Here is a 26,188-nt window from a genome sequence, read left to right on the forward strand (position 1 = left end):
GCCTACTCTGTGCAACCATCACTTCACACGGTACGGCGTGTAGGCGTCACGGCCCAATCGGTGACGGCGCGGCTGTGGATGACGACTTGGAAACGATCGGCAATCCTTGCTGAGTCAGTCGTTTGATCAACGATCAGGCCGGGTTTCCCCTGTCCTGACAAGGAAAACCCGGACCGTCAGCGACGCCTGCGGGCGGAGCCGAACAGGCCCCGGACGATCTCCCGGCCGGCCGACCGGGCGAACTGCTTGAAGGCCGAGGACCCGATGACCTGCTCGACCATCGACTTCTCCTGCTTCTGGGCCCGCGGCCGCGGCTCCTCCTGCTGCTTGGCCTGCTCCTGCTGCTGTTTCTCGGCCTCGGCCTGCGCCGCACCGGCCTGCACCTTCGCGGCCAGGATCTCGTACGCCGACTCGCGGTCGAGCATCTGCGAGTACTTCGCGTTGTTCGCCGAGGCCTGCACCGCCGCGGTCAGCTGCTCCGCGGACGCCGGCGCCATCAGCGACTGCGGCGCCCGCAGCCGGGTCCACGCGACCGGGGTCGGTGCGCCCTTCTCGTTCATCACGGTCACGATCGCCTCGCCGATCCCGAGCTGGGTCAGCACCTCGCCCAGGTCGTACGACGAGCTCGGGAACGTCGACACCGTCGCCTTCAGGGCCTTCGCGTCGTTCGGCGTGTGCGCGCGCAACTGATGCTGCACGCGCGAACCGAGCTGGGCGAGCACCGCGTCCGGTACGTCCTTCGGCGTCTGGGTCACGAAGAACACGCCGACGCCCTTCGACCGGATCAGCCGGACGGTCTGCGCAATCGCGTCCAGGAACGCCTTGGACGCGTCGTTGAACAACAAGTGCGCCTCGTCGAAGAAGAACACCAGCTTGGGCTTTTCCACGTCGCCGACCTCGGGCAGATCGTGGAACAGGTCGGCGAGCAGCCACATCAGGAACGTCGAGAACAGCGCCGGCCGGTCCTGCAGGTTCGGCAGCTCCAGCAGCGACACGACACCCTTGCCGTCGCGCTGCTGCAGCAGGTCGGCGGTGTCGAACTCCGGCTCGCCGAAGAACGCCTCGGCACCCTGATCGGCGAATCCGATCAGCGCCCGCAGGATCACACCCGCGGTCGCCGCGGACAGGCCGCCCAGCTCCTTCAGGTCGTCCTTGCCCTCGTCGGAGGTGAGGTGCTGGATGACCGAGCGCAGGTCCTTCAGGTCGAGCAGGGTCAGCCCGGCCTTGTCGGCGTAGTGGAAGATCAGCCCGAGCGACGACTCCTGGACGTCGTTCAGCCCGAGCACCTTGGACAGCAGCACCGGGCCGAACGAGGTGATCGTCGCGCGGATCGGGATCCCGGTGCCCTGGCCGCCGAGCGCGTAGAACTCGGTCGGGAAGCCGGTCGCCGTCCACTCCTGGCCGATCGTCTTGGTCCGGGCCAGCAGCTTGTCACTGCTCTCACCGGGCTGCGAGATGCCGGACAGGTCGCCCTTGATGTCGGCGGCGAACACCGCGACACCGGCCGCCGACAGCTGCTCGGCCATCAGCTGCAGGGTCTTGGTCTTACCGGTACCGGTGGCGCCCGCGACCAGGCCGTGCCGGTTCATCATCCCCAGCGGGATCCGGACCGCCGCCTCCGGATTCGGCTCGCCGTCGACCAGCAAAGCACCCAGCTCGAGCGCCGCCCCCTCGAACGCGTACCCCTGCTTGACGGTCTCCACGACGTCGGCTTTCTCGGCCATCTGGCGCGCCTTTCCCCGGTTGCCTCGACTCTGGCTGTACTACCCGGTCGGCATGCTAGTCCTCCGAGGTCAGCGCATCACGACCACACGCGTCGCGCCGGCCGCGAACGACCAGATCGCGACCGACATCGAGGCCGACACCCGGATGCAGCCGTGCGAGGCGCGGTAGTTCGTGCCGAGCAGCCAGTCGGCGTGGATCTGCTGCCCGTTCGACTTGTAGGTCGGGATCTGGTGGAACCCGACGCCGCACGGCGCGAACCGGACGAAGTGGTTCAGGTACAGCCGCCCGCCGTCGGTGTTGCGCAGTACCCGGGCCGGCCGGCCGCATTTCGAGCCGCTCGTATACGTACCGGCCTTGAGGTACGTCGGGTTGTCGATGATCCCGCCCTGCCGCACGACCTTGCCCCGGGCATCGATCAGCCACACCCAGTTCTGCGTCTGGCTGACGACGATCCGGCGCCCGGTCCCGGAGCGGCGAGGCACCGCGCGGACGTCGCAGCGCTTCGCGGTCGAGGCCATCAGGCGCGCATACGTCGGACTGTTCAGCGAACCGGTCTGGCTCAGCACGTTGGCGGACTGGAACCGCACCGTCGCCGCCTGGGTCATCGCGCCGGCCTTGCCGTCGACCGGGCCGGACGTGCAGCCGAGCGTGTTCAGGCGAGCCTGGGCGGCCTTCACCTGGGACACCGTGACGGCCTCGGCCGGTACCGACGTACCGAGCCCGATGAGTGTGATCGCCGCGGTCGCGAGGCCGAGTTTCGGAAGAATTCGCATACCGTTCACTCCCCCTGGTCGTAGGCGCGGATCCGCCCCACCGCTCCCTGTTCCTGTAGGACGCCGGGCGGCCCGGAAAGGTTGAGTCGATGTACCGGACTGTTCCGGTGACATTTGTGACCTCTCGGACGACCTGTGATCCGGCTAGACTTCGGGGGGTGATCTTCAAGCGTGTCGGGGACGACAAGCCGTACCCGGACCACGGCCTGCGGCCGAAGGACTGGTCCTCGCTGCCGCCACGGCAGGTGCGGCTGGACGAGCTTGTCACCACCAAGGGCACCTTGGACCTGAACGCACTGCTCGACGAGGATTCGACCTTCTACGGCGACCTGTTCGCCCACGTGGTGGAGTGGAAGGGCGACATGTACCTCGAGGACGGGCTGCACCGCGCGCTGCGGGCCGCACTGCAGCAGCGTCAAGTCCTGCATGCACGGGTACTGGTAGTGGACTGACCATGGCTGCCGCTCACGGGGGGAGGAGCAAGTGACAGCGATTCATCCGCAACCGAGACCGCACTCGCGGCTCCGGTGGCGTACGCCGATCACGATGGTGATCTTGCTCGGGATCCTCGCCGGCGGCGGCTGGTGGGGCTGGAACTCGCTGATGAACAGCAGCGCCGAGCCGACCTGTACCGAGCAGAAACTGACGAACAACCGCCTGGTCCCGAAGCAGGTGGTGCTGAACGTGTACAACGGCGGCGCCCGTGCGGGCTCGGCCGGCCGGGTCGCGGAAGTGCTGAAGCAGCGCGGCTTCAACATCGACCGGGTCGCCAACGAGCCCAAGGGCGACAAGATCGAGGTGGTGGCGCTGCGCGGCGCCACCGAGGACGCGCCGGAGATGCTGCTCGTCGCCGGTCAGCTCAACCAGAAGGCGCAGCTGATCGCCGACGGCCGCACCGACCACACCGTCGACCTGGTGATCGGCGCCGGCTTCGGTGCGGTGAAGCTCAAGGGCATCCCGTCGGTGGCGGTCGCCCCGGGCTCCACGGTCTGCCTCCCGGTGGTCCCCAGCCCGCAGCCCATCCCCTCCGGCCAGAACCCGAACTGAGGCGTCCGGCCGCGGTCAGAAGATGAAGAACCCGGTGACCGCGGTCGGGAGGATGCCCGGCAGCAGCCAGGCCGAGACCAGCCTGCGCCGGTGAATGGCGAGGATGCCGACCGCGGTGAGTACGCCGATCACGCCCGACATCAGCCACAGGCCGACGCCCTTGCCGAAGTCGTCGCCGGCGACGCCGATGCTGTAGACGGCCAGGGTGACGGCCGGGACGCTGCCGACATGGAAAAGGATGGCCGAGACCACCCAGCGCTGCACGGTCTCGATGTTCATCGGCCGCGGGGTCCGGCGTCGTATCACCTGCGTCATCGCTCCCTCACTGACTTTTCGCACTAATAGTTAGTGTACATAATGTTGCTACACTAATCGCATGGTAGGGACGAAGATCACGCCGCCGGACAACCCTCTCGCGCTGGAGCATCAGGTCTGCTTTGGGCTCGCGGTCGCCGCGCGGACGGTCATCGCGCTCTACCGCCCGGTCCTCGAGCCGATGGGCCTGACCCACCCGCAATACCTGGTGATGCTGGCGCTCTGGGAACACGAGCCGGTCTCGGTCAAGGACCTCTCCCGGATGCTGCAGCTCGAGCCCGCGACGTTGTCCCCGCTGCTCAAGCGTCTCGAAGCGGCCGGCCTGCTGCGCCGCGACCGATCTCGCGCCGATGAACGCTCCCTCGCTGTGGCCCTCACCGACAAGGGCCGGGCGCTGCGCGAGCAGGCCCTCGAAGTACCACCGGCCATCGTCGAGCGCCTCGGCATGGACATCGACGAGCTCATGGACCTGCACGCCCGCCTGACCAAGGTCATCGTCGCGGCGACGCGCAGCTAGGCTTGCTCGCGGCCGCGTTCGCCGAACCAACCCGCCAGGCGGCCGGCGCGGGAGACGGCACGGAGGCGGCGGACGGTCTGCTCGCGGACCGGGCTGGGCGCGACCACGAGCAGGTTGTCGCCGGCCCGGAGCACGGTACGGCGGTCCGGAACGAAAGCTTGCTCGCCGCGGATCACCAACGAGACCGAGACGCCGGGCGGTAGCCGGAGCTCGCCGATCTCGACGCCGGCCAGCCGGGACTCGCTCGGGACGAACACCTGGAGCATGTCCGCGCCGAGCGACTCCAGCGGCGCTACGTCGATGTCCACCTCGTGCGCCGCGTTCTCGTCGAGCACGTTGAGCCGCTTCGCCAGCCACGGCAGCGACGGCCCCTGCAGCAGCGTGAACAGCAGCACCAGCACGAACACCACGTCGAAGATCCGGCCGGCCTGCGGCACTCCCTCGGCGAGCGGGATGGTCGCGAGCACGATCGGCACCGCGCCGCGCAGACCCGCCCACGAGATGAACGTCCGCTCCCGCCACGGCAGCCGGAACGGCGCCGCCGAGATCGCCACCGACGCGAACCGCCCGACGACGGTCACCGCGACCCCGATCACGAGCGCGACGAGGACGTCGTTCAGCTCGAAGTCCCCCGGCGACGCCAGCAGCCCGAGCATCACGAACAGCCCGATCTGCGCCAGCCACGCGATCCCGTCGACGAACGACCGGGTCGCCATCCGGTGCGGCAACTCGGCCCGGCCCAGCACCAGCGAGGTCACATAGACGGCGGCGAATCCGGACACGTGCAGGAGGACGGCGCCCCCGGCGTACGAGATGAAGGCCACGGAGAGCACCGCGAGCGGATACAGGCCGGCCGAGCCGAGCGCCATCCGCCGGATCAGGCCGACGCTCAGCCAGCCGATCAACAGGCCGAACAGGGCGCCCACGACGAGCTCGTACACGACCAGGCCGCTGAACCACAGCAGGCCCTTGTCGCCGATCTCGCCGGTGCTGACGAGTGTGACGAGCAACACGGTCGGGGCGTCGTTCAGACCGGATTCGGCCTCCAGCGCACCCCGCAGCCGCGGTTGGATCGGCACCCGTCTGAGCACCGCGAAGACGGCCGCCGCGTCCGTCGGGGAAGTCACTGCGCCGAGCAGGACGGACAGCTGCCAGCTCAGCCCGAGCACGAAATGCGCGACGCAGGCGACGACGCCGACACTGACCGCGACACCGACCGTGGCGAGCACCAGCCCGAGCGGCATCACCGGGCGGACCTCGTTCCACCGGGTGGTCAGGCCGCCCTCGGTGAGGATCACCACCAGCGCCGCGAACCCCAGCGCGTGCGCCAGCTGCGCATCCTCGAAGTGGATGTGCCCCGGCCCCGACTCGCCGAGCAGCAGGCCCATCCCGAGGTAGATGAGCAGCGACGGGAGCCCGATCCGCGCGGACAGCCGCACCGCGACCACGGCGACCAGCAGAACCGCCGCACCCGCCAGCAGAATGCCGTCGAGCTCCGCAACATCCATAGGGGCCCTCTCGCCGAGCGTCCCGAGTCAGGTCCAGAGAGACGAAAACCCTGACGCATCACACAGCATCAGGGTCTCCGGCTATCTGCCGCCCCGAGGGGCGGTTGGCGGTGGCGGAGGGATTTGAACCCTCGGACGGGGGTTGCCCGTCACGCGCTTTCGAGGCGCGCTCCTTCGGCCGCTCGGACACGCCACCGCCGAGGACACTATCAAGGTCTGTGCCCGATGAAGAAATCGCGGAGCCGGGCGCCTGCCTCGTCGGCCATCACACCGCCCACCACCTCGGGCCGGTGATTGAGCCGGCGGTCCCGGACAACATCCCAGAGCGACCCCACCGCGCCGGCCTTCTCGTCGTACGCCGCGAAGATCAGCCGGTCCAGACGGGACAGCACGATCGCCCCGGCGCACATCGTGCACGGCTCCAGCGTGACCACCAGCGTGCAGCCAGTCAGCCGCCACTCACCGACGTGCCGGGCCGCTTCCCGGATCGCCAGGATCTCGGCGTGCGCCGTCGGGTCGCCGGTCAGCTCCCGCTCGTTGTGCCCGCGCCCGATGATCTCCCCGTCGCCGTCCACCACGAGCGCCCCGATCGGTACGTCGGGCAGCGCCCGCTCGGCCTCCTCGAGCGCCAGCGCCATCAACCGCGACCACGCCTGCCGCAGGACCGGACTAGCCAACGGCTTCGATCGCGTCGTCGAACTGGTTGCCGAAGCCAAGCGCCTCGGCGACCTCCTCGAGCATCTCCACCGGGTAGAGGTCGACGTCGTCACAGAGCGCGCCGAGGTCCATCGCGGTCATCCCCAGGTCGGCCACGATCGCCAGGTCGCCGGCCGGGACCTGCTCGTCGTCGTCATCGGCCAGCGGGATGTCGAGCTCGTCCACGACCTGCCGGGCCAGCGGCCACTCGGTCGCGGCGGTCACGTCGGAGATCAGGAACCGCGCCCGCCCGCCGTCCACCCGCACCAGGACGAAGAAGTCCTCGTCGACCGACACCATGCCGAGCACGCCCGCCTCGCCCGGGTAACGGCGCAGGGCGGAGACCAGGGTGGACAGGTCGAGCTCACCGCGCAGTACGAGCGGGGTGACAGTCCAGTGCCCGTCCTCGAGGTAGGCGGCAACCGCACAGTCGAGATCGGTCATAGCCGTGGCATCGGACACCGGCTCATCGTCCCAGACTCCAGCTTTCCAGGCGATCTCGTTGTGGTATCAGATCCGCCAACACAGGTCGACACCGCCCGGTCATGGTCAGTGATGGAACGTCGCCCGGCGCATCGCCTCCCGGAGCTGCCGGACGCGGGCCCGCCGGGGCGCGATCCGGTCCCGCAGAGCCGCCGCCTCCTCGCGCTCGCGCAGGAAGGCGGCACGCCGGCGCAGGCGGTCGAGCTGCTCGGGCGACTTCTCGGTCATCGGGTCACTCCCTGGTGGGCGAACAGGGCAGAATCCAATGCAGTTTCCAGTTTGGCAGCGAGCGCGCTTTCCCGCCGCGAATCGCCGACGGTACCGTTCGGGCTTATGCAGATCCTCGTCGTGGACCACCCGCTCGTCGCCCACAAGCTCACCGCGCTGCGCGACGAGCACACGGACTCACCCACGTTCCGGCGGCTGACCGAGGAGCTCGTCACGCTGCTCGCCTACGAGGCGACCCGGGACGTGCGGACCGGCCCGGTCACGGTACAGACCCCGGTCGCGGAGGCGCAGGGCGTGAAGCTCGCCGCGCCGAAGCCGCTCGTCGTCCCGATCCTGCGGGCCGGCCTCGGCATGCTCGAGGGGATGACACGGCTGCTCCCGACCGCGGAGGTCGGCTTCCTCGGCATGGTCCGCAACGAGGAGACCCTGACCGCGTCGACGTACGCCGAACGGCTCCCGGAGGACCTGTCCGGCCGCCAGTGCTACGTCCTCGACCCGATGCTCGCCACCGGCGGCACCCTGGCCGCCGCAATCCAGTTCCTGGTCGACCGCGGCGCCGACCACATCACCGCGATCTGCCTGCTGGCCGCCCCCGAAGGCGTCAAGCGCGTGGAAAACGAACTGACCCACCTGGACGTCCCCTGCAACCTCGTAATCGCAGGCATGGACTCCCACCTCAACGACAAGGGCTACATCGTCCCGGGCCTCGGCGACGCCGGCGACCGCCTGTACGGCGTCGCCCAGTAAGTTTCAGGGTTATCCACGGCTGTTGGGGGTTCTCCGCTGATATGCAAGCGAAGAACCCCACAAGCGAGTGGATAACCCCGGAGACGCGAGCTGAGCTTGCTGATCAGATGAGGTCGTTGCGGTAGAAGAGGTTGGCTCGGCGGTCGCCGGTGACGCCGGAGGCGAAGCCGAAGTAGAGGCGGGCGGTGGCGTCGGTGGAGCCGTAGACGGCCATGCCTTCTGGTTCTCGGTAGGTGAGGGATTTGCCGGCCAGGGTGAGGAACGAGTCGACCAGTTGGCCGGCGTTGATGTCGTAGCACCACATCTTCGACGTCGCCTGGGTCTCGTCGGGCTCGCCGGGATAGGCCTCGCCTTCCCAGAAATAGGCGTACGAGCCGTACAGCGCCCAGCCCTGGAAGTCGATGCCGGGCGTCAGTGCCGGCTGCTTGAACGATGCGAGGACCGTCGAGAAGTCACCGCTGCGCGCGGCGGTCAGCGAGTAGACGTTGATGTGCATCCCGTCGGACAGCGAGTGCCTGACGCCGAGCTGGTTGAAGCGTTGGTCCACGGCGGGGGTGAAGACGCTGCCGCTCGACACCGGCTTCCATTTCGTCACCGCCGACGACGTCAGCGTCTTCCCGTTCTGCCAGGGAAAGCGGCAGATCTGCCGACCGCGCCCGTTCGCGGTGTCGACGTCGGTCTCGGTCCACAGGTACGTCGTACCGCCGGAAGCCTCCGCGCCGATCGACACCGCGTGGCCGAACCCGGTCAGGTACATGTACCCCAGCTGGTTGCCGGAGAAGTCGAGCTGGGTCAGGGCGAGATCGCCGCTGTTCGCACCGCTCCCGCCGCGCAGCTGGGCGGCGAACAGGCGGTTGTTGGGGGTGTCGAACGCGAACGACTGCATCACGGTCGCGTCCTGCAACGGCTTGCTGCGGAAGAACTCGTTGGTGGTCGCGCTCATCTGGAAGCGCTTCGAGGTGGGGAGGGACAGGGTCCGGGCGGTGGCCGCCGGTACGCCGAGGGTGCCGGCGGCAACTAATGCGCCGGCACCGGTCAGCAACCCGCGGCGGGACAGGTTGTCCATGCGGTTACACCAATCTGCTCCGATAAAAGAGGTTGGCCCGGCGGTCGCCGGTCACGCCGGAGGCGAAGCCGAAGCACAGCCGCGGGCAGCCGAAACGATCGACGTGCACCCCGACACCCTCGGCCTCGCGGTAGACCAGGTCGGCGCCGTCCAGGATCTGCACGGACTCGACGACCTCGCCCTTGGTGATGTCGTACGTCCAGAGCTTCGACGTCGCCGCGACAGGATCCGGCGTACCGGCGTACGCCTCGCCCTCCCACAGGTAGACGTACGAGCCGTACAGCGCCCAGCCCTGGAAGTCGATGCCCGCCGTCATCGCGGGCTGCTTGAACGACGCGAGCACCCGCGAGAAGTCCCCGGCGCGCGCCGCGGCCAGCGAGTACACATTGATGTGGAACCCGTCGGCGAGTGTGTGCCGGATCCCGATCCGGCCGTGCAACTGGTCCACCGACGGCGTGAACACCGCACCGTCCGCGACCGGCTTCCAGCTGCGCAGGCCCGGCGAGTCCTTGGTCAGCGTCGCGCCGTCCTCCCAACGGAACCGGGCGATCTGCCGGCCGCGCGCGTTCGCGGTGTCGACGTCGGTCTCGGTCCACAGGTACGTCGTCCGCCCGACGGCCTCCGCACCGATCGAGACCGCGTGGCCGAAACCGCTCAGGTACATGTGACCGACCACGTCGCCGGCGAGCGTGAGCTGCGTCAGCGTGAGATCACCGCTGCTGGATGGCGAGCCCGCACGCAGCTGCCCGGTGAACAGCCGCTGGTTGACGTTGTCGAACGCGATCGACTGCATGACGGTCACGTCCGCGAGCGGCTTGCTCCGGAACAGCTCACCGCCCGGCCCGTCGAGGACGAACCGCCGCGACGGCGGGAGCGCAAGCGTCCCGGCGGACGCCGGCACTCCTACCGCTCCGCCAACCACCACAGCACCGGCACCAGCAAGCAACCCACGGCGGGAGAGATTGTTCATAGCGCCCGACGGTAAGCGATCTACCGCGAACTGTCAGCACTTCGCACGAATATTTCTGTGAAGACCACAGGATCCAGTGTTAAAACCAATCCAGACTGAGGCCAGAACAGGCGAGTGCTCGCCCGAGCCATCCGCTCGACGGAGCAGCACCAGCTCCCGTTGCGCGAATCGTTGCCTATGCCAACGGAAGTCGCCTAGAAGGCATACGGGTAAGGCGACCAGTCGGCCGGCCGCTTCTCCAGGAACGAGTCGCGTCCTTCGGCAGCCTCGTCGGTGCCGTAGGCAAGCCGGGTCGCTTCGCCCGCGAACAGCTGCTGCCCGACCAGCCCGTCGTCGATCAGGTTGAACGCGTACTTCAGCATCCGCTGGGCCGTCGGGGACTTCGCGCAGATCTTCTTGCCCCACTCCAGCGCGACGGTTTCGAGGTCCGCGTGCGGGACGACCTTGTTCACCATGCCCATCCGGTACGCGTCGTCGGCGGAGTACTCGTCACCGAGGAAGAAGATCTCCCGCGCGAACTTCTGCCCGACCTGCCGCGCCAGGTACGCCGAGCCGAACCCGCCGTCGAACGACGCCACGTCCGCGTCGGTCTGCTTGAACCGCGCGTGCTCGGCCGACGCCAGCGTGAGGTCCGCGACCACGTGCAGGCTGTGGCCACCGCCCGCGGCCCATCCCGGGACGACGCAGATCACGACCTTCGACATGAAGCGGATCAGCCGTTGTACTTCGAGGATGTGCAGCCGGCCCGCACGCGCCGGGTCGATGCTTTCGGCGGTCGTGCCCTCGGCGTACTTGTATCCGTCCTTGCCGCGGATCCGCTGGTCACCGCCCGAGCAGAACGCCCAGCCGCCGTCCTTGGGCGACGGCCCGTTGCCGGTGAGCAGCACGCAGCCGACGTCGGTGGACATCCGCGCGTGGTCCAGCACCCGGTACAGCTCGTCGACGGTCTGCGGCCGGAACGCGTTGCGCACCTCCGGCCGGTTGAACGCGATCCGCACCACACCGGCGTCGACCGCGCGGTGGTAGGTGATATCGGTCAGCTCGAAGCCGTCCACCTGCTTCCAGGCCGACGGGTCGAAGATCTCGGAGACGGTCACCGGTCGAGCATATTTCAGGCGCGGGCGGTGCTTTCGCGCAGTACTACCTCGGCCTTGAACGTCTCGGTCGTGGCGTCGCCGCCCTCGATGGCGAGCTCCAGCGCACGGCGACCCATCTGCTCCAGCGGCAGCCGTACGGTCGTCAGACCCGGCCACACGTCCCGCAGCGTCGCGATGTCGTCGAACCCGGCGACGCCGAGCTGACCCGGTACGTCGACGCCGCGCGCACGCACCGCGGACATCGCGCCGACCGCCATCACGTCGTTGACCGCGAACACACAGTCGACGTCGGCGTTGCGGTCGAGCAGCTGCTCCGCGGCGGCGTACCCACCGTCGCGCGTGAAGTCGCCGGCCTCGACCGCCACCGGCGCCAGCCCGGCCTCGGCCAGCCCGGCGACGAACCCGTCGCGCCGATCACGTGCCGTCGCGAGCGTCTCCGGCCCACCGAGCACGGCGAACTTGCGCCAGCCGAGCCCGACGAGCTCGCGGGCCAGGTCCGCCGACCCCGAGCGGTTGTCCGGCTCGACCGTGTGCGCGGGCATCCCGGACTGGCTGACCAGGGCGAGACCCGCGCCGGAGTTGAGGAAGCTCTCCACCTCTGCCGCCGTCCGGGCCAGGCTGTCGCTGTCGGTCCGCCGGCTGCCGATCATCACCGCGGCCCGCGCCCGCTGCGCCCGCAACGACGACAGGTAGGCGATCTCGCGGTCGGCGTCCCGGAAGGTGCTGGCCATCATCACCAGCAGGTTGCGCTCGTCGGCGGCGCGCATCACGCCGTTCGCGATCGCGGCGAAGTACGGGTCCTCGATGTCGTGCACCAGGATGCCGACCACGTTCGTCGACGACTTGGCCAGCGCCTGCGCCTGTGCGTTCGGCGTGTAGCCGAGCTCGTCGGCCGCGGCCTTCACCCGTTCCTGCAACTCCGGACGGGGCACGCGGTCCCCGCCGTTCAGCACGCGGGACGCGGTCGCGACCGACACGCCCGCACGCTGTGCCACGTCCAGCAACGTGACCGGTGCTCGCAGATTCATGGCCTACCCTTTCGTGCGTCCCCCCGGTGGGCGGTGGCGGTCACCCTATCGAACCACGCAGTTCTCACGCTGCGTATCGGGCAGGTCGCTGCCAATCTCGGCAGAACCTGGCGTTGCGGCCCGCGAGTGACTAGCCTTCCCAGCCATGAGGACCGTCCGCACCCGGGTGACGATCCTGGTCTCGTCCGCCGTGCTCAGCCTGTCGGCCGTCGTCGGTCCGGCCGTCGCTGCGCCGCTCCCGGACGGGCCCGGTACGCCGGCCCCGGCTGCTGCTCCCAGTGTGCCGCAGCACATCGACACGCGCACCAAGAGCACCGAGCCGGTCTACGACTACGCGAACGCCATCCGCGAGTCGGTGTACGTCGACACCACGATGGACACCGACTCCGACGGCGAGAACGACGAGATCGCGGTGGACATCGTCCGGCCGAGCGAGACCGCCCTCACCGGCGTGAAGATCCCGGTCATCATGGACGCCTCGCCGTACTACTCCTGCTGCGGACGTGGCAACGAGAGCGAGAAGAAGACCTACGACGGCGACGGCGTGATCCGGAAGATGCCGTTGTTCTACGACAACTACTTCGTCCCGCGCGGCTACGCGATGGTCGGCGTGGACATCGTCGGCACCGGCCGCTCCACCGGCTGCGGCGACGTCGGCGGCAGCGACGAGATCCAGTCGGTCGTCGACGTGATCGACTGGCTGAACGGCCGCAACACCGCGCACACCGCGAACGGGCAACCGGTGAAGGCGTCCTGGACCACCGGCGCGGTCGGGATGATCGGCAAGTCGTACGACGGGACGCTCGCGAACGGCGTCGCGGCGACCGGCGTACCGGGCCTGAAGACGATCGTGCCGATCTCGGCCATCTCGTCGTGGTACGACTACACCCGCTCCGGCGGCGTACCGTACTCGGACGACTACATGCCCTGGCTGGCCGGGTACGTCGGGCACGACAGCGCCGCCTGTGACGAGGTCCGCGGCGAGCTCGGTGACAACGACGACGACGAGACCGGCGACTACACGTCGTTCTGGGCCGAGCGCGACTACACCGAGAACGCGTCGAAGGTGAAGGCATCGGTCTTCATCACCCACGGACTCAGCGACTACAACGTGCAGACGAACCACTTCTCGCAGTGGTGGTCGGCGCTGTCGCGCAACAACGTGCCGCGCAAGCTGTGGCTCGGGCTCGAGGACCACGTGGACCCGTTCGAGTTCCGCCGCGACGAGTGGGTCGACGAGCTGCACAAGTGGTTCGACTACTGGCTGCAGGGCCTGCAGAACGGCGTGATGAAGGAGCCGATGGTCTCGGTCGAGACGACGCCGGACGTGTGGCGCGACTACCGGACGTGGCCGGCCGTGAACCGGCCGACGCCGGTGCCGCTGGCGGCCGGCAAACTAGGCGCCGCGGGCAAGGGTTCGGTGACGATCACCGACGACCCCGAGCTCACCGAGGACGACATCGTCGCGGACCCGACGCAGGTGATCGCGGGGCGTCAGATGTTCCTGTCCGCGCCGCTCGCGGCACCGCTGCGGGTCAGCGGGACGCCGTCGGTCACGCTCCGGCTGAAGTCCGACTCATCGACGACGCCGGTGACCGCGCGCCTGATCGAGTACGGCGAGGCCCAGCGGTACACCGGCATCCGCCGTACCGACGACAGCACCTGTGAGGGATCGAGCACCGACTACGACGACAGCTGCTACTACACCGTCGAGAAGCTCACCGCACAGAGCGACCACGGCATCGTCAGCCGCGGCTGGATCGACGCCGCGCACAGCAAGTCCCTCACGAAGCCGACCCCCCTGAAGCCCGGCCAGTGGACCACGGTCACGGTCCCCCTCCGCGCCCAGGACCAGATCATCCCCAAGGGGCGCATCCTCGGACTGGCCATCACCCTGTCCGACACCGAGTGGACCAGCCCCAACGACACCGGCGCCACCATCGACATCGACGTAGCAGCCAGCAAACTCAACATCCCAGTCTCCTCAGGCCACCTGACAGCCCCCACCAAACCCCAGTCGATCCAGGTCGAGATCACCACCCCCACCCAACGCCCCAACCTCCACGACCCCAAGAACTGACCCTCGTCTCCCGCCGAGTCGTGGAGATCGGCTGTGCAGATCAGCCAGAATCCACGACTCGACGAAGGTGATCGAAGCCAATCGCCACGACTCGGCGGTGCTGTGGACAAGTGAAAGCGTGGGACAGGGGATCCCGCGATGATGGTGGTGTGTTGTTCACGGTGGCGGATGCGCGGGCGGCGGGTATCTCGCGCGGCGTGCTGCGCGGCCCGCGGTACCGACAGGTGCTGGGTCCTGTGTACGTCGACGCAACGGTCGCTCTCACGTCCCGGTTGCAGGCCGAGGCAGCGTTGATGCTGACGCCCGATGCGGTCGTGAGTCACGACACCGCGCTGAGCCTGTGGAGCGCCGACGATCGCGCCGCCGAGATCGTCCACGTGACCGTCCGACGCGATCCGCGGCGAACCCTTCCACGGGTGCGCGGGCTGCGCGTTCACGAAGTACAGCGACTCGACCGCGCGCTGCGTGCCGGACTGCCGCTGACGTCGCCCGAGCGGACGTTCGTCGACCTGTCACCGTACTGCGATCTGACCGGACTGGTCTGCGCAGGAGACTCCCTCGTACGGCACTCCGACGCGGAGCCGAACCACCTGGTCGAAACAGCCCTCGCGGCGATCGGAGTCCGGGGCGCCCGACGTGCTCGGGAAGCAGCGGCCCTGGTCCGCTCAGGCGTCGATTCTCCGATGGAATCGCGGCTCCGGCTGCTGCTCGTCTTCGGAGGCCTGCCCGAGCCGGAGACCGGCTACGTGGACCCGCTCCCACTGCCCCAGGCCGCCGAGTCGTGGCGATTGGTCCCCACCTCCGACGCCGAGTCGTGAATATCGGCTGCGCGCGTCAGCCAATTCTCACGACTCGACGGATTAGTTGCCTTCAGCTACGAAATGCATCGGGTCGCCGGTGTTGAGGTCGGTGATGCCGGCGGTGTAGAAGGCGCCTACCAGGAGGGATCGGCGGTGGGCGGCGAAGGTCAGGACGTGGGCGACCATGCCGCCGTAGGTGAAGACTCGGGGTGGTTCGCAGGTGGTGTCGACGAAGGACTCGTCGAAGCGGCCTTCTTCGTTGAGTTGGTTGACGAGGGCCACGAAGCGGGCGCCGGCGTCGGCGTGCCGGGTGCGGAGTTCGGGGATCGGGGTGACGACCTCGCGGCCGCACTCCGGGACCTGGAACGGGCGGTCCTCGACGGACGCGAGCCACATCTCCTCCTGCCAGACCAGGCGGTCCAGGAGGTAGCGGATCGAGATGTCGTCGTCGATCCCTTCGACGGACAGCTCGATGGGGCGGTCCAGGGTGGCGGCGTCCAGCCGGGCGCCGCGTTCGATCAGCTCTCCGGTCAGCCACACGTGGTGCTCGACCATCCTGACAAGTACGTCCATGCCTCTCACCTTTCTACGGGCCGGCAGCCGAAGACCGGCCGGCGGCTGGAAATGCACTCCACTCGGCGCCGCGAGGAAGAAGACCCGCGACGCTTCCCGCCGCCACTCCCGTGGCGACATTCCGTACGCCCTGGCGAACGCACGCGTGAACGCCTCGTGCGACCCGTACCCGGCCTCGACCGCGACATCGAGTACGGCGACCGGCTCGGTCAGCAGCCGGTACGCCGCGCGTTCGAGCAGCACCCGCCGCCGGAACGCGAACGGCGACTCGCCCGCCACCGCACCGATCACCCGGTCGAAGTGGAACCGCGACAGATGCACGCGGCCCGCCAGGCCGGCGCCGTCCAGCGGGTCGTCGGCTTCCCGAAGACCGGCCGCGACCACCGCCACGAACTTCTCGAACACGTCCGCCATGTCCACCACTGTGCCCCAGCCGCCCGGCGCCGACTTGATCGAAATTGCGGAGTCGTCCAGTCTCCCAACCGGAGTACTCCGCAATGTGTAGTAGTCTTCTCCGCGGAACACCGGAGGAGGCCGCCATGGACACGAGCCAACTGCTCAAAGGCGTACTGGATCTCGCCGTGCTCGCCGTTCTGCGAGACGCCGACGGCTACGGGTACGACGTACTGCGCCGCCTGCGCGCGGCGGGACTCGAGGACGTCGCGGACGCCTCCGTGTACGGGACGCTCCGCCGGCTGTTCCAGGCCGGCGCGCTGACGTCGTACGTGCAGCCGAGCGAGGAAGGCCCGCACCGCAAGTACTACGGGCTGAACAAGACCGGGCGGGAGCTGCTCGAACAGTCCACGAAGACCTGGAACCACTTCGCCGACACGATGTCGGTGCTGCTGCTGGAGAAGGAGGCCGCGTGAACAGCACCCTGACCGGAGCGGTCGCGAGCTACCTGACGCAGGTGCGGGCCGAACTCGACGACCTGCCGCCGGGTGAGCTCGAGGACGTGCTCCACGACGTCACCGATCACCTCACCGAGGTAGCGGCTGAGCTCGGTGACCAGCCGTCCTTCGCCGACCTGCAGGCCCGCCTCGGGACGCCCCGACAGTACGCCGACGAGCTGCGAACCGCGGCCGGCTATCCGGCCCGCACCGAGCCGGTGAACCAGGACCAGCTCGCCGCCGGCCGGCGGGCGCTGCACTGGGGCCTGATCGCCTGCACGGTCGGCCCGTTCTTCGTTGCGGTCAGCATCTTCACGTGGTCGCGGGACGAGACGACGTTCTTCGGGCTGCTCGGGCTCGGCGTCCTGTTCGTGGCGGCGACGCTCGGTCTGCGCGCGCTGCACGGCAACGACCCGCGGATCGTCCTGGACACCCCGCGCGGCACCCGCGGCGAGGCGGCGATCCGCGGCTGGATCGACCAGATCCCGCCGAACGTCCGGCACGAGCTGGTGACGATCGGCCAGCCGGTCTGGTGGGTCGTGCGAGGCATGATCGGCGCGGGCGGGTTCTTCGCGCTGTTCGGCGCCCTGTCGGTGACCGTGGTCGGCGCCTTCGCCGGCGCCGCGGTGTCGGTGTGGATCGGTCGCCGGACCCAGCAGGACCGGCGCTGGCTGTGGTACGTCGTACCGCTCAACGTCGTCGCGGCGGTCGCGGTCCCGGCGTTCCTGGCCGCGGCGTACGCCGGTGCGTCGTTCGGGTTCCTCAACAACTACAACGACTACCGCGGCACCAGCACGCGCTACAACCCGCCGGAGAACGGCATCACGGTGAACGGCACCCCGGTCTCGAACATCTACCCGTTCGATGCCCAGGGCAAGCAGGTGTCGGTGCGGCTGTACGACCAGAACGGCAGCCCGATCACCCTGGAGCTGCAGGACTGCGCGGCCAGCTACGGCCAGGTGTCCCGCGACTCCACCAGCAACCTGTTCCCGCAGGCCGTCGTCGTCGCCGACGAGAACGGCAACGTCACGTCCGACAACTGCAAGGACTCGACGAAGGCCCCCTTCGCCCCACCGCCGGCCCCGGCGACGCCCACCACTGCCAAGCCCTCCGGCACACCGACCCCCGGCGTCACCCTCACCGTCAAGCCGACGAGGTGACCGACGCTGCCGCGACGCGGCGGTAGCTGTAGCCGAGGCGGTGGTAGACGGCGATCGCCGCGGCGTTGCTCGCGTCCACCATCAGGGCCGCTCGGCCGTGGCGTTTCACCAGTTCGGCGGTCGTGAATCCGCAGACCTGGCGCGACAGTCCCTTGCTGCGGGCAACAGGATGCGTCGCGACGCCGGCGAGGAAGCCGACCTCGGGTGCGCTCCACGCGTCCGCGGCGATACTCAGCAGCTCGCCACGCTCACCAGTCAGTGCCGCCCAACGCCGTACGCCGGGATGCCCCGGCCACGCGTACGACGTGGGCGAGGCGAGTGTCAGCAGCTCTTCGACGCCGGTATCCCCGTCGATCCAGGCAGCCGTCGTGGTGACATCCGGGATGACCTCGGCGTCCATCCACCCGAAGGCCGCCGAGAACGTCAGCCCCGGCACCCGCTCTGCAAGATCGCGGATCAGCTCCTCGTCCCCGAACGGCCGGTACGACGGACCGACCTCGGCCAGTACGCCGGTCGTCAGCCGCACCGCGTCCTTGACCGGCCCGACCACCGCCAGCCGGTCGTGCTTCGACACGTCCGGTGACGCGACCGCCACCGCTGCCCCCGCACGCCAAGCACGCACCCCGGCGGCCAACCCCTGAGCCGCCCACCCAACAATCGGGTCGCCCCCGCCAACCAGCTGCAGCTCAGCCGGCGTCCTGATCTCCCGCACACCCCGAACCGTATGCCACGGACGGCAGCTCGACAGGAGGTGTCCGGCGACAGGCCTGTCCAGCAGGCGTGCGCGGCGCGCCGATCGCCCGCAGTGGGCGTATACGTACTGTCGAGCTGCCGCTCAACCGGCTCGCTGGATGGCGTACGGGACCAGATGGCGGTAGCCGCGGACGGCGACGCGGCGCAGGCGGTGGATGGCGTACGACGGGTGGCCGTCGAGGGCCGCGGCGAGTTCACGGTCGGCGAGGACCCGGCCGGGTTTGCATTCGGTGGTGAGCCGGGCGGCCAGGTTGACCACCTCGCCGTACACGTCGCCGAGCCGGATCAGGATCGTGCCGTACGCGAGCCCGATCCGCAGCTCAGGCAGCTCCGCGTCGGCCGTCACCGCGTCCTGCAGCGCCAGCGCGACCGCGGCTCCCTGCGCGGCGGTGTCGGTCACGAACAGCACCTCGTCGCCGATCGACTTGATCACCCGGCCGCCGTTCAGCGCGACCACGTCGGCCGCCGTCCCCTCGAACCGCTCGATCAGCTCGCCGAGCTCCGCCTCGTCCAACCGCCGGGCCAGGCGGGTGTAGCTGACGATGTCCGCGAAGCCGACCGCCCGGACGCCGCGGGCCAGCTCGTCCGAGCCGGCCACCGCGCGCCCGGCGGCCGCGGCGAGGTGCCGGCGCCAGACGTACGTCTGCAGGCGTTCCATGGCCGGCAGCAACAGGCCCGCGACCTCGATCGCCTCGTCCGCGGACAGTTTGGACCCGCCGAGGAACTCCAGGAACATCGCCGACTGCCACGACGCCAGCCGGGACTGCGTCTGCCCGAGTTTGCGGGCCAGCGAGGACTCCATCTCGGGCTCGATGAACCCGTCGTCCTCGAGCGCCGCGACCAGCCGCAACGCCTCGACGTCGTCGTCGGTGAAGGCGACCTCGTCGTCCGGCACGGTCGCGAACCCGAGCGCGTGCCACATCCGCTCGGCGCGCTGGGTCGAGATCCCGGCCCGCTCGGACACCTCGATCCGGGTGAACTTCCGCTCGCCACCGAGCAGCGTCCGCTCGAACTCCCGGGTCAGTCCGGCCAGATCCGGTGTCCCAGGGTCAGCGGCCACCGCGGCGCTCGGCGATGGTGGCGTCGATGGCGTCCCGGAACGCGGGCAGCCGGCGGGTGAGGTCGTCGAACTTCTCCCGGGTGAAGTGCAGCAGCTGCAGCCGCGACTTCGCCGTGACGGTTGCCGTTCGCAACGTGTTCTTCCGGACCGCGACCTCGCCGGCGATGTCGCCCGGGCCGAGCTCGGCGATCTCCTCACCCTTCTCGCGGACCGCGGCCGTCCCGCTGAGGATCAGGTACGCCGCGTCCGGCGGTGTCTGCTCCAGGATCAGCGACCAGCCGGCCGGTACCGAGACCTCCTCGCCGGCGCGGAAGATGTCCCGGATGTCACGCCCGGACAGATCCGCGAACAGCGGCAGGTCCCGCGGGGACGTCCTACCCAGTGCCACGTCGATCCTCCTCGCCGATGTTTCCCGTCGGTAACTCTAACGTGCCGTCGACACGATGGTCACCCTGCGGCGCGAAACGCGCCGAGACCAGGAGGATCGGCGGGCGGCGGCGGTGGATCGCGAGGGACGGCCGCGCCGCGACCTGGCCGGGTGTCGGGACGGGCTCGTCGACGCGCTCCACCCGGAGGCCGTGCCGGTGCAGGGTCGCGACGACCGTCCCGATCGTCCGGTGGTACTTGACCACGCCCTCGACGAACCAGGTCCGCTCGCGGCGCCCCTCGTCGGCGTAGTCGTCGACCACGCAGTCCGCCGCGACCCGCGGAGCCGTCATCACCGGATGTTCCGTCGTGAACACGAAGGCCCCGCCCGGCACGAGCCAGCGAGCGACCCGCGCCGCCAGGGCGTCGAAGTCCTCGACGTAATGCAGCGCCATGCTGCTCACGACCAGGTCCGCGGAGTCTTGCGGTACGTCGAAGTCGGCCAGGTCGGCGCACTGGTAGCGGACGCGAGGATGTGGTGCCGCCGCGGCGAGCATCTGTTCCGACGCATCGACGGCGAGCACGCCGGCCGCGCCCGCCTCGGCCAGCCGGACGGCCAGACCGCCTTCACCACAACCGAGATCCACGGCACGCACCCCGGCGACCGGCGGGAGCGCCGCGTTCATCGCGGGAATCTCGAGCGGCTCGTTGATCGCGGCACCGGACTGCCGGAGACGGCGGTAGCCGTCGAGGAACTCCGGGTTGTCGTAGAGGGCGTTCACAGCCAGCGCTCCAGGTCGTGGATGTCGATCATCGGGAGCTCCCAGCGGAGGGCGAACTGCTCGAGGTCCGCGGCGCCGGCCATCACGCCGTCCGCGCGCATCACCTCACAGCAGACCCCGACCGGCGCGAGACCGGCCGCCTTGCACAGGGCGACGGTCGCCTCGGTGTGACCCTGGCGCTCGGCCAGCAGCCCGGGACGGGCCGCGAGCGGGAACAGATGGCCCGGCCTGAGGAAGTCCTCGGGCGCCGCGTCCGGCGCCGCCAACCGCCGTACGGTCGCGGCTCGTTCCGCCGCCGACACCCCGGTGCCCGGCGCCGAGGCGAGGTCGATCGGCACATGCATCGCGGTCCCCTGACGGTCCCCCTCGCCCGGGATCGGGTCGATCTTCAGCCTCCGCAGGAGGTCGGCGTCGCACGGGACCGTGGTGTGGCCGCAGGCCTCGGTCAGCAGGAAGCGCATGGATTCGGGGCGGAAGCGCTCCCCGGCGAAGACCACGTCGCCTTCCCCCTCGGCGGTCGGGTCCCAGACGACCACGCCGCCGCCGGCCGCGATCTGCGCGACGACCTTCTGTACGCCGATCTCGCCGCTGAGCTGACCGGCCCAGGGCAGTCGGGCCACGGCCCGCATCAGCTCGGGCCCGTGCCGGTCGCGGGCCATCCGCACCAGCAGGTCGCTCTCGAGGTTCACCCGGTCTCCCGCAGCCAGTGAGCCCAGCTTCGTCTTCACCAGCGTGTTCGGCACCAGGACGACGGAGAAGCGGTCCTTCAGCAGCTCGGCCACGGTGATGCTCACCCCGTCGATCGCGACCGAGGTCTTGGCCACCAGCCGGGCCAGCAGTCGCTCCGGCGGCTTGATCCACACCCGGTGGCCGGCCGGCTCGACGTCCACGCGCAGTACCTTGCCGACGCCTTCGACGTGTCCCTGCACCAGGTGCCCGTCGATCCGGTCGCCGGCCGCCACGGGCAGCTCGACGTGCATCGTCGTACCGACGGCGACCCGGTCCAGCGTCGTACGCCGTCGCGTCTCGTCGGTGACCACCACGTGGATCTCGCCGGCCGGACCCGGCTCCGCGGTGAACCTGATCCCGTCGAGACACACCGCGCCACCCGGCGCGACCGCCACGTCCGAGGTCACCCGCAACGAGCCGCCGTCGACCCCGGCGACGGTGCCGACGTGCTCGATTCGTCCTGTGAACATGCTTCGCTCTCCACCACTTGACGATGGCCAGGGACCGGGAGGTCCGAGCTGAAGCGGGGTATCACCGCGTGGCCCCGGTCAGCACCGGGTTACTCCGCCTCGCGACAGAGCCGACGGGCCAGAACCGTCACACCGTGGAATCGCACCACTCGGCAGTAAACCACACCACCCACCCGCCCGGTCGACGACTTTGGCGAGCGGCTAGCTAGGCGGCGCGGCGACGGCGGCGGGTTGTGCGGCCGGTCTGGCGGCGGATCGGGCGGCGCGGGCCGACCAAGCGCGGCCCGGCCAGGCGGTCCTCGAGGCGGCGGGCCTCGCGGCGGATCGGCTGGGCGACGTACTCGCCGAGGATCAGGCCCGAGGCGAGCGCGACGCCGATGGCGACCGCGGTGGTGAGGCTGACGATGCCGATCAGCTGGCCGACCCCCATCAGCTCGTACAGGCCCTTGTAGATCGTCAGCCCGGGCAGCAACGGGATCGATCCGGCGACGACCACGACCAGCGGCGGTACGCCGGTGCGCCGGCCGCTCGAGTACCCGCCCAGACCGACGACGAACGCGGCCGCGGCCGTGGACCACGCCGGGCCGAAGGACGCGCGCGTCATCAGCGTGAACACCAGCGAGGCGAGGGCGCCCATCAGGGCGACGGGCAGCAACGCCCGCAGCGGCGCGTACGTCGCGTAGGCGAAGGCGACCGCCATCACCGCGCCCGAGATCACCATGATCGGAAGGTTCGCCAGCTGGATCGTCTGCGGTTCGATGCCGACGTGCAGACCGAACCTCAGCCCGAGCGCGAGGCCGAGCGAGACACCGGCGATGATCCCGCCGGTGAGCAGCATCGCCTCGAGGCTGCGGGCCGCGGCGGTCACGTAGTACCCGGTGATGGCGTCCTGGACGGCACCGGTGAGCGCGATCCCAGCCAGCAGCATGATGATGCCCGCGGCAACGACCAGGGACGGTTTCACCGGTGCGTGCACGGCGTACAGGATCAGCGCGACGGCGGTCGCCACGAACGCGCCGGCGACCTGCTGGTAGAACGCGGGCAACCGCTGCCGGGAGAACCACCGGTTGTTCAGGTCGATCACGATCGCGGTCAGCACCGCGACCAGCGTGATCAGCCACCCGCCGCCGAGCAGCAGCGTCGCGCCGCCGGCCATCACACCCCAGGCGAGCACCGCACTCCAGCGCGGGTACGGCGGACCGGCGGACGTGATCCGGGCGAGCTCCCGCGACGCCTCCTCGCGGGTCAGGTCGCCGCGGGCGAACCGCCGGACCAGCTGGTCGACCTCGGTCAGCCGGGAGAAGTCCTGCGACCGGTACCGGACCAGCCGGATGTGCGTCTCCGGCGCGACGTCGGGCGCGGCCTGGTACGAGACCGCCATCGACGTGAACGTGATGTCGACCTCGCACCCGCGCAGCCCGCCGGCCGCGGTGACGCCGAGGATCGTCGCGGTCGCGTCCGCCGTACCGGCGCCGCTGGACAGCAACACCTCACCGACCCGCAACGCCAGGTCGATGGTCGCGTAGACCTCCCGCTGCTCGTCAGGCTCCATCAGGGGGTGCCTGATGTCTCCACGCCGTCGCGAGCAGGTGCTCGGTGCGGTGCCTCGGCGTGCTGGAGTGAAGGCCTCGATGTGGTTTCATCGTGGCCTTTGCTCCAGTGCGGCGAGGTGCCGTGCCGAGTGCCGCGCAGTAGGCGTGGAGTCATCAGGCACCCCCTAGCAGGCGATGCGCCATCGCGAGGTCGGTGATCAGGATGTTCACCCAGCCGCCGAGCAGGGCGGCGCGGATCGCGGAATACTTGCGGTCGCCGCCGGCCACGCCGATCCGGCGCGGCACCGCCAGCAGCTCCTTCGCGGTCACCCCGATGACCCGTTGGTCGAACGTCGAACGCACGAGCTTTCCCTCTTCGTCGAAGAACCGGAAACACACGTCCCCGACGGCACCGAGCCGGCGCAGCTCGTCCTGGTCGGCCTCCGCGACCGCGTTGCCGCTGCGCTGCAGCAGCGGCGAAGGCTCGAGGCTGCCGATCCCGACCAGGGCGTCGGTGAGCTGTCCCCACGTGCCCAGAACGTCCCGAACCGACACATCGTTCATCATCGCCCGGCGGACGGCGGGGGTGCCGACCAGCCCGGGAGCGGGCAGGTAGACCGGCATCCCACCGGTCAGCTCGGCGAACCGCGCGGTCAGCCGGGTGGCCTGCATCTGCACCGCGGCGTCGCCCAGCCCGCCGACGATCTGGACCACCTTGTCCACCACCGGAACGCTCTTGCGCGGCATCCGGTCGACAGCGCTGATCAGCGTCTCGCTCCACGACGAGATGCCGACCACGTGCCCGCCGGTCAGCGTCATGTCCAGGTACGCCGCCGCGCCCGAACCGAGCGCCGGCAGCACGTCGTCGCCCACGCCGAGGGTGTCGACGACCACGGCGTCCCGCAGCCCGTACCGGCCTTGCAGCTCGTCCTCGAGGTCGCTGTGCACGCCGCTCGGCATGGTCACCACCGTGTGCACGATGCCGACCTCGACGGCCTGTTTCAGCATCCGGGAAACGCGCGCCTGGGACAGGTTCAGCTCGGCGGCGATCTGCGGCTGCCGGATGCCCTTCTCGTGGTACATCCGGGCCACCTTCGCGAGCAGCCGCAGCTCGTCCAGCCCGGGCCGGCGGACACCACGGTTGCTGTTCACGGTGCTCCCTTCGAGACGATCAACCTGGACTATAGGCAGATGTAGACCCGCGGTGCGCCACCGGCGTCAGGCAGTGGACTTCCCGGCGTGTCCCGCCGGCCGGTCGCGACGACCGAGCCGTCGCGCGGGTCGACGATCGAGTAGTTCAGCGGGACCGTGTCGTCGAACACCATCACCTGGCCGCCGTTCTCGCGGTACACGATCAGGCCGCCGTCGGCGGTGCTGAGGGCGCGGCCCGAGATCACCCGGGTCCAGTCCGGCGCCATGTCGGTCGTCGGCAGCCCGTCGAGGATCTTCCCGAGCATCCCGACGTAGGTCGACCCCTCGAAGCCGATCGCTTCCCGCCAGCCGGCACCAGGGGCGAGGAAGAACTCGGAGTGCCCCGGCTCCTCGCCGTGCAGCCGCCACTGCCACAGACTGCCCGCGCCGTAGACGACGCCCATCGTCCCGCCCGCGCACAGGTTGCTCCACGCCTCGTGGCCCTGCCACCAGCCCTCGGCCACACCGGTTCGGCCGGTGTGCTCGTACGTCGGTTCGCCGTTCGCGACCGCCTTGACCGGGTGGTTCCGCCACATATCGGCGACCCGCTCGGGGACATGCTCGCCGGTGTGGCCGGTCTGGCACCACTGGAAGTCGAGCCACTCGGCGTCCTGGTGGGCGTCGGCGCGGATGTGCGGGCGGTAGTGGATGCCGGTGGGCTGCTCGTAGCAGTCGACCGCGTGTACCTCGGCGCCGCCCGCCGCGGTCTGCGGCTCGGCTCCGGAGCCGTCGCCGCCGACCAGGTAGATCGCCGGCCGGGCGCCGTACCGCGCGACGAGGTAGCGGCAGTAGGCGGCGTACTCCTGCTCTGGCACCACGGTGCCGGCCACGTCGAGGCCTTTCCAGCCGAACCCCTGGAAGACGGGCTGCAGGACCGGGACGATGCCGTGCTCGACGAGGATGTCGAGGAGGTCGTCGAGGTACTGGAAGTACTCGGCGTTCAGCTGCCGTAGGTGACCGTCGGGCAGGTCCTCGAAGCCGACGTCGAAACCTTCGTCCTGGGTGCGGTCGCGGGGACCGACCGCGCGCATGTCCGGCTGCACGGTCATCAGGAGTACTGCGTTGAATCCCTTGGACTGTCTGTCCTGAGCGTACTCACGGACCTGCTCGGGGGTAGCGCGCCACGGGAGAGCCCAGGCGGTGTCGGCCACCAGCAGCGCCGGCGTCCCGTCCGCATGCACGAGACTCCGCCCGCCAGGCGACATCCGCCAGAACCCATGGCGATAGAACGGATTGAGCTCGTCGTCGAGCGCGGGGGCCACGTCGAACTCCCCGAAGCCGGGTGCTGGGGGCACGTCCGGCCGGGTCGGCGTCGGCTCGCTCGTCCACCGCCAACGGCCGGCAAGCGGCGCCGCGAAGCGGACCTTCCGCACCACAGCAACGCCCGCCGCGGCGGCTCCTCCGGCCGCACCATCGCCCGGTCCCGTGCTACCTCCCGCCGCCGCGCCGCCGCCTGAGGCGGAGAACGTGGGGCGGCGGAGTGCCAGGCCGGACTCGTGCTCGAAATCGACCCAGTCGCCCGTAGCCGGCAGTTCGATCTCTCGCCAGACGGATGAGATGGACATGACACTCCTGGGGTGGTGGTTGCCGTTAAGCTGATGG

The 26,188-nt window shown here is 69.8% G+C and carries 28 protein-coding genes and 1 tRNA gene; 8 read left to right on the forward strand and 21 right to left on the reverse strand.

Annotated elements, in window-relative coordinates; all coding sequences use genetic code 11:
- Nucleotides 1-176: 176 nt before the first annotated feature.
- Both AB0I12_RS38400 and AB0I12_RS38405 read right to left on the reverse strand, forming a co-directional pair.
- Nucleotides 177-1,724, reverse strand: a complete 1,548-nt coding sequence (locus tag AB0I12_RS38400; RefSeq protein ID WP_359939989.1) for a helicase HerA-like domain-containing protein — start codon at nt 1,722-1,724, stop codon at nt 177-179.
- A 69-nt stretch (nt 1,725-1,793) separates the two neighbouring features.
- A complete protein-coding gene (locus tag AB0I12_RS38405; protein WP_359939992.1) occupies nt 1,794-2,498 on the reverse strand; it encodes a L,D-transpeptidase family protein in 705 nt (234 codons plus the stop codon).
- Between the two features lie 158 nt (nt 2,499-2,656).
- On the opposite strand from AB0I12_RS38405, the gene AB0I12_RS38410 reads away from it, so the two are divergent.
- Both AB0I12_RS38410 and AB0I12_RS38415 read left to right on the forward strand, forming a co-directional pair.
- On the forward strand, nt 2,657-2,950 hold the full coding sequence (locus AB0I12_RS38410; protein WP_130386840.1) for a type II toxin-antitoxin system VapB family antitoxin: 294 nt from the start codon (nt 2,657-2,659) through the stop codon (nt 2,948-2,950).
- 31 nt (nt 2,951-2,981) lie between these two features.
- Nucleotides 2,982-3,545, forward strand: coding sequence for a LytR C-terminal domain-containing protein (locus tag AB0I12_RS38415; RefSeq protein WP_359939995.1), 564 nt, complete (start codon nt 2,982-2,984; stop codon nt 3,543-3,545).
- A 15-nt stretch (nt 3,546-3,560) separates the two neighbouring features.
- On the opposite strand, the gene AB0I12_RS38420 is transcribed toward AB0I12_RS38415, so the two are convergent.
- Nucleotides 3,561-3,860, reverse strand: a complete 300-nt coding sequence (locus AB0I12_RS38420; protein WP_355692956.1) for a hypothetical protein — start codon at nt 3,858-3,860, stop codon at nt 3,561-3,563.
- Between the two features lie 61 nt (nt 3,861-3,921).
- Between AB0I12_RS38420 and AB0I12_RS38425 the strand changes: the two genes are divergently transcribed.
- Entirely contained in the window at nt 3,922-4,377 is a 456-nt protein-coding gene (locus tag AB0I12_RS38425) for a MarR family transcriptional regulator (protein WP_359939998.1), read from the forward strand.
- Here AB0I12_RS38425 and AB0I12_RS38430 read toward each other — a convergent pair.
- The 5 genes from AB0I12_RS38430 to AB0I12_RS38450 all read right to left on the reverse strand — a co-directional run bounded on the left by AB0I12_RS38430 (nt 4,374) and on the right by AB0I12_RS38450 (nt 7,292).
- Nucleotides 4,374-5,885: a potassium/proton antiporter gene (locus tag AB0I12_RS38430; protein ID WP_359940001.1), complete on the reverse strand. Its 1,512-nt coding sequence runs from the start codon at nt 5,883-5,885 to the stop codon at nt 4,374-4,376. The genes AB0I12_RS38425 and AB0I12_RS38430 overlap by 4 nt on opposite strands.
- A gap of 105 nt (nt 5,886-5,990) precedes the next feature.
- A tRNA-Ser gene (locus AB0I12_RS38435) sits at nt 5,991-6,081 on the reverse strand.
- Nucleotides 6,082-6,094: 13 nt separating this feature from the next.
- Nucleotides 6,095-6,523: a nucleoside deaminase gene (locus AB0I12_RS38440; protein WP_359940327.1), complete on the reverse strand. Its 429-nt coding sequence runs from the start codon at nt 6,521-6,523 to the stop codon at nt 6,095-6,097.
- A 31-nt stretch (nt 6,524-6,554) separates the two neighbouring features.
- Nucleotides 6,555-7,043 (reverse strand): tRNA adenosine deaminase-associated protein, encoded by a 489-nt coding sequence (locus AB0I12_RS38445; protein WP_359940004.1) that lies wholly within the window; start codon nt 7,041-7,043, stop codon nt 6,555-6,557.
- A gap of 87 nt (nt 7,044-7,130) precedes the next feature.
- Nucleotides 7,131-7,292 carry a hypothetical protein gene (locus AB0I12_RS38450; protein ID WP_359940007.1) on the reverse strand — a complete coding sequence of 54 codons (162 nt, stop codon included), beginning with the start codon at nt 7,290-7,292 and terminating at the stop codon, nt 7,131-7,133.
- 105 nt (nt 7,293-7,397) lie between these two features.
- Here AB0I12_RS38450 and upp point away from each other — a divergent pair, with 105 nt between their 5' ends.
- A complete protein-coding gene (gene upp / locus AB0I12_RS38455) occupies nt 7,398-8,039 on the forward strand; it encodes a uracil phosphoribosyltransferase (RefSeq protein WP_359940010.1) in 642 nt (213 codons plus the stop codon).
- A 103-nt stretch (nt 8,040-8,142) separates the two neighbouring features.
- Here upp and AB0I12_RS38460 read toward each other — a convergent pair whose 3' ends face one another.
- From AB0I12_RS38460 to AB0I12_RS38475, 4 genes are all read right to left on the reverse strand, one after another.
- Nucleotides 8,143-9,105, reverse strand: a complete 963-nt coding sequence (locus tag AB0I12_RS38460; protein WP_359940013.1) for a hypothetical protein — start codon at nt 9,103-9,105, stop codon at nt 8,143-8,145.
- 4 nt (nt 9,106-9,109) lie between these two features.
- Nucleotides 9,110-10,075, reverse strand: coding sequence for a hypothetical protein (locus AB0I12_RS38465; RefSeq protein ID WP_359940016.1), 966 nt, complete (start codon nt 10,073-10,075; stop codon nt 9,110-9,112).
- Between the two features lie 194 nt (nt 10,076-10,269).
- Complete coding sequence (locus AB0I12_RS38470) at nt 10,270-11,172, reverse strand: 1,4-dihydroxy-2-naphthoyl-CoA synthase (RefSeq protein ID WP_359940019.1); 903 nt, start codon at nt 11,170-11,172, stop codon at nt 10,270-10,272.
- A gap of 14 nt (nt 11,173-11,186) precedes the next feature.
- Nucleotides 11,187-12,200, reverse strand: a complete 1,014-nt coding sequence (locus AB0I12_RS38475; RefSeq protein ID WP_359940022.1) for a LacI family DNA-binding transcriptional regulator — start codon at nt 12,198-12,200, stop codon at nt 11,187-11,189.
- A gap of 145 nt (nt 12,201-12,345) precedes the next feature.
- Here AB0I12_RS38475 and AB0I12_RS38480 point away from each other — a divergent pair, with 145 nt between their 5' ends.
- The gene (locus tag AB0I12_RS38480) at nt 12,346-14,280 is read left to right on the forward strand and encodes a Xaa-Pro dipeptidyl-peptidase (protein ID WP_359940025.1); all 1,935 of its coding nucleotides are present in this window, start codon (nt 12,346-12,348) and stop codon (nt 14,278-14,280) included.
- 149 nt (nt 14,281-14,429) lie between these two features.
- A complete protein-coding gene (locus AB0I12_RS38485) occupies nt 14,430-15,098 on the forward strand; it encodes a hypothetical protein (protein ID WP_359940028.1) in 669 nt (222 codons plus the stop codon).
- 42 nt (nt 15,099-15,140) lie between these two features.
- Here the strand turns inward: AB0I12_RS38485 and AB0I12_RS38490 are convergent, their stop codons facing one another.
- Nucleotides 15,141-16,067: a helix-turn-helix domain-containing protein gene (locus AB0I12_RS38490; protein ID WP_359940031.1), complete on the reverse strand. Its 927-nt coding sequence runs from the start codon at nt 16,065-16,067 to the stop codon at nt 15,141-15,143.
- Between the two features lie 125 nt (nt 16,068-16,192).
- Between AB0I12_RS38490 and AB0I12_RS38495 the strand changes: the two genes are divergently transcribed.
- Nucleotides 16,193-16,522 carry a PadR family transcriptional regulator gene (locus tag AB0I12_RS38495; RefSeq protein WP_355692988.1) on the forward strand — a complete coding sequence of 110 codons (330 nt, stop codon included), beginning with the start codon at nt 16,193-16,195 and terminating at the stop codon, nt 16,520-16,522.
- Nucleotides 16,519-17,703: a hypothetical protein gene (locus tag AB0I12_RS38500; RefSeq protein ID WP_359940034.1), complete on the forward strand. Its 1,185-nt coding sequence runs from the start codon at nt 16,519-16,521 to the stop codon at nt 17,701-17,703. The genes AB0I12_RS38495 and AB0I12_RS38500 overlap by 4 nt, the downstream gene beginning before the upstream one ends.
- Here the strand turns inward: AB0I12_RS38500 and AB0I12_RS38505 are convergent.
- The 8 genes from AB0I12_RS38505 to AB0I12_RS38540 form a co-directional block, all read right to left on the reverse strand.
- On the reverse strand, nt 17,687-18,415 hold the full coding sequence (locus AB0I12_RS38505) for a GNAT family N-acetyltransferase (protein WP_359940037.1): 729 nt from the start codon (nt 18,413-18,415) through the stop codon (nt 17,687-17,689). The genes AB0I12_RS38500 and AB0I12_RS38505 overlap by 17 nt on opposite strands.
- Before the next feature lie 123 nt (nt 18,416-18,538).
- The gene (locus tag AB0I12_RS38510) at nt 18,539-19,516 is read right to left on the reverse strand and encodes an adenylate/guanylate cyclase domain-containing protein (protein WP_359940040.1); all 978 of its coding nucleotides are present in this window, start codon (nt 19,514-19,516) and stop codon (nt 18,539-18,541) included.
- Complete coding sequence (locus AB0I12_RS38515) at nt 19,506-19,904, reverse strand: cyclic nucleotide-binding domain-containing protein (RefSeq protein ID WP_359940043.1); 399 nt, start codon at nt 19,902-19,904, stop codon at nt 19,506-19,508. The genes AB0I12_RS38510 and AB0I12_RS38515 overlap by 11 nt, the downstream gene beginning before the upstream one ends.
- Complete coding sequence (locus AB0I12_RS38520) at nt 19,891-20,664, reverse strand: class I SAM-dependent methyltransferase (RefSeq protein WP_359940046.1); 774 nt, start codon at nt 20,662-20,664, stop codon at nt 19,891-19,893. Before AB0I12_RS38520 ends, AB0I12_RS38515 begins: the two co-directional genes overlap by 14 nt.
- Complete coding sequence (locus AB0I12_RS38525) at nt 20,661-21,863, reverse strand: 3,4-dihydroxy-2-butanone-4-phosphate synthase (protein WP_359940049.1); 1,203 nt, start codon at nt 21,861-21,863, stop codon at nt 20,661-20,663. The genes AB0I12_RS38520 and AB0I12_RS38525 overlap by 4 nt, the downstream gene beginning before the upstream one ends.
- 205 nt (nt 21,864-22,068) lie before the next feature.
- A complete protein-coding gene (locus AB0I12_RS38530) occupies nt 22,069-23,415 on the reverse strand; it encodes a threonine/serine exporter family protein (RefSeq protein WP_359940052.1) in 1,347 nt (448 codons plus the stop codon).
- A gap of 154 nt (nt 23,416-23,569) precedes the next feature.
- Nucleotides 23,570-24,547 (reverse strand): sugar-binding transcriptional regulator, encoded by a 978-nt coding sequence (locus AB0I12_RS38535; protein ID WP_359940055.1) that lies wholly within the window; start codon nt 24,545-24,547, stop codon nt 23,570-23,572.
- A gap of 29 nt (nt 24,548-24,576) precedes the next feature.
- On the reverse strand, nt 24,577-26,151 hold the full coding sequence (locus AB0I12_RS38540) for a DUF4038 domain-containing protein (protein WP_359940058.1): 1,575 nt from the start codon (nt 26,149-26,151) through the stop codon (nt 24,577-24,579).
- Nucleotides 26,152-26,188 lie beyond the last annotated feature (37 nt).

The sequence above is a fragment of the Kribbella sp. NPDC050459 genome, from assembly GCF_040655315.1.
Taxonomy (GTDB): domain Bacteria; phylum Actinomycetota; class Actinomycetes; order Propionibacteriales; family Kribbellaceae; genus Kribbella.

Coding starts and splice junctions, on each gene's coding strand:
- AB0I12_RS38495 (WP_355692988.1), top strand. CDS start 16,193: ATGGACACGAGCCAACTGCTCAAAGGCGTACTGGATCTCGCCGTGCTC.
- AB0I12_RS38530 (WP_359940052.1), bottom strand. CDS start 23,415: ATGGAGCCTGACGAGCAGCGGGAGGTCTACGCGACCATCGACCTGGCG.
- AB0I12_RS38425 (WP_359939998.1), top strand. CDS start 3,922: ATGGTAGGGACGAAGATCACGCCGCCGGACAACCCTCTCGCGCTGGAG.
- upp (WP_359940010.1), top strand. CDS start 7,398: ATGCAGATCCTCGTCGTGGACCACCCGCTCGTCGCCCACAAGCTCACC.
- AB0I12_RS38525 (WP_359940049.1), bottom strand. CDS start 21,863: ATGTTCACAGGACGAATCGAGCACGTCGGCACCGTCGCCGGGGTCGAC.
- AB0I12_RS38490 (WP_359940031.1), bottom strand. CDS start 16,067: ATGGCGGACGTGTTCGAGAAGTTCGTGGCGGTGGTCGCGGCCGGTCTT.
- AB0I12_RS38480 (WP_359940025.1), top strand. CDS start 12,346: ATGAGGACCGTCCGCACCCGGGTGACGATCCTGGTCTCGTCCGCCGTG.
- AB0I12_RS38430 (WP_359940001.1), bottom strand. CDS start 5,885: ATGGATGTTGCGGAGCTCGACGGCATTCTGCTGGCGGGTGCGGCGGTT.
- AB0I12_RS38440 (WP_359940327.1), bottom strand. CDS start 6,523: ATGGCGCTGGCGCTCGAGGAGGCCGAGCGGGCGCTGCCCGACGTACCG.
- AB0I12_RS38465 (WP_359940016.1), bottom strand. CDS start 10,075: ATGAACAATCTCTCCCGCCGTGGGTTGCTTGCTGGTGCCGGTGCTGTG.
- AB0I12_RS38420 (WP_355692956.1), bottom strand. CDS start 3,860: ATGACGCAGGTGATACGACGCCGGACCCCGCGGCCGATGAACATCGAG.
- AB0I12_RS38475 (WP_359940022.1), bottom strand. CDS start 12,200: ATGAATCTGCGAGCACCGGTCACGTTGCTGGACGTGGCACAGCGTGCG.
- AB0I12_RS38540 (WP_359940058.1), bottom strand. CDS start 26,151: ATGTCCATCTCATCCGTCTGGCGAGAGATCGAACTGCCGGCTACGGGC.
- AB0I12_RS38450 (WP_359940007.1), bottom strand. CDS start 7,292: ATGACCGAGAAGTCGCCCGAGCAGCTCGACCGCCTGCGCCGGCGTGCC.
- AB0I12_RS38460 (WP_359940013.1), bottom strand. CDS start 9,105: ATGGACAACCTGTCCCGCCGCGGGTTGCTGACCGGTGCCGGCGCATTA.
- AB0I12_RS38405 (WP_359939992.1), bottom strand. CDS start 2,498: ATGCGAATTCTTCCGAAACTCGGCCTCGCGACCGCGGCGATCACACTC.
- AB0I12_RS38400 (WP_359939989.1), bottom strand. CDS start 1,724: ATGGCCGAGAAAGCCGACGTCGTGGAGACCGTCAAGCAGGGGTACGCG.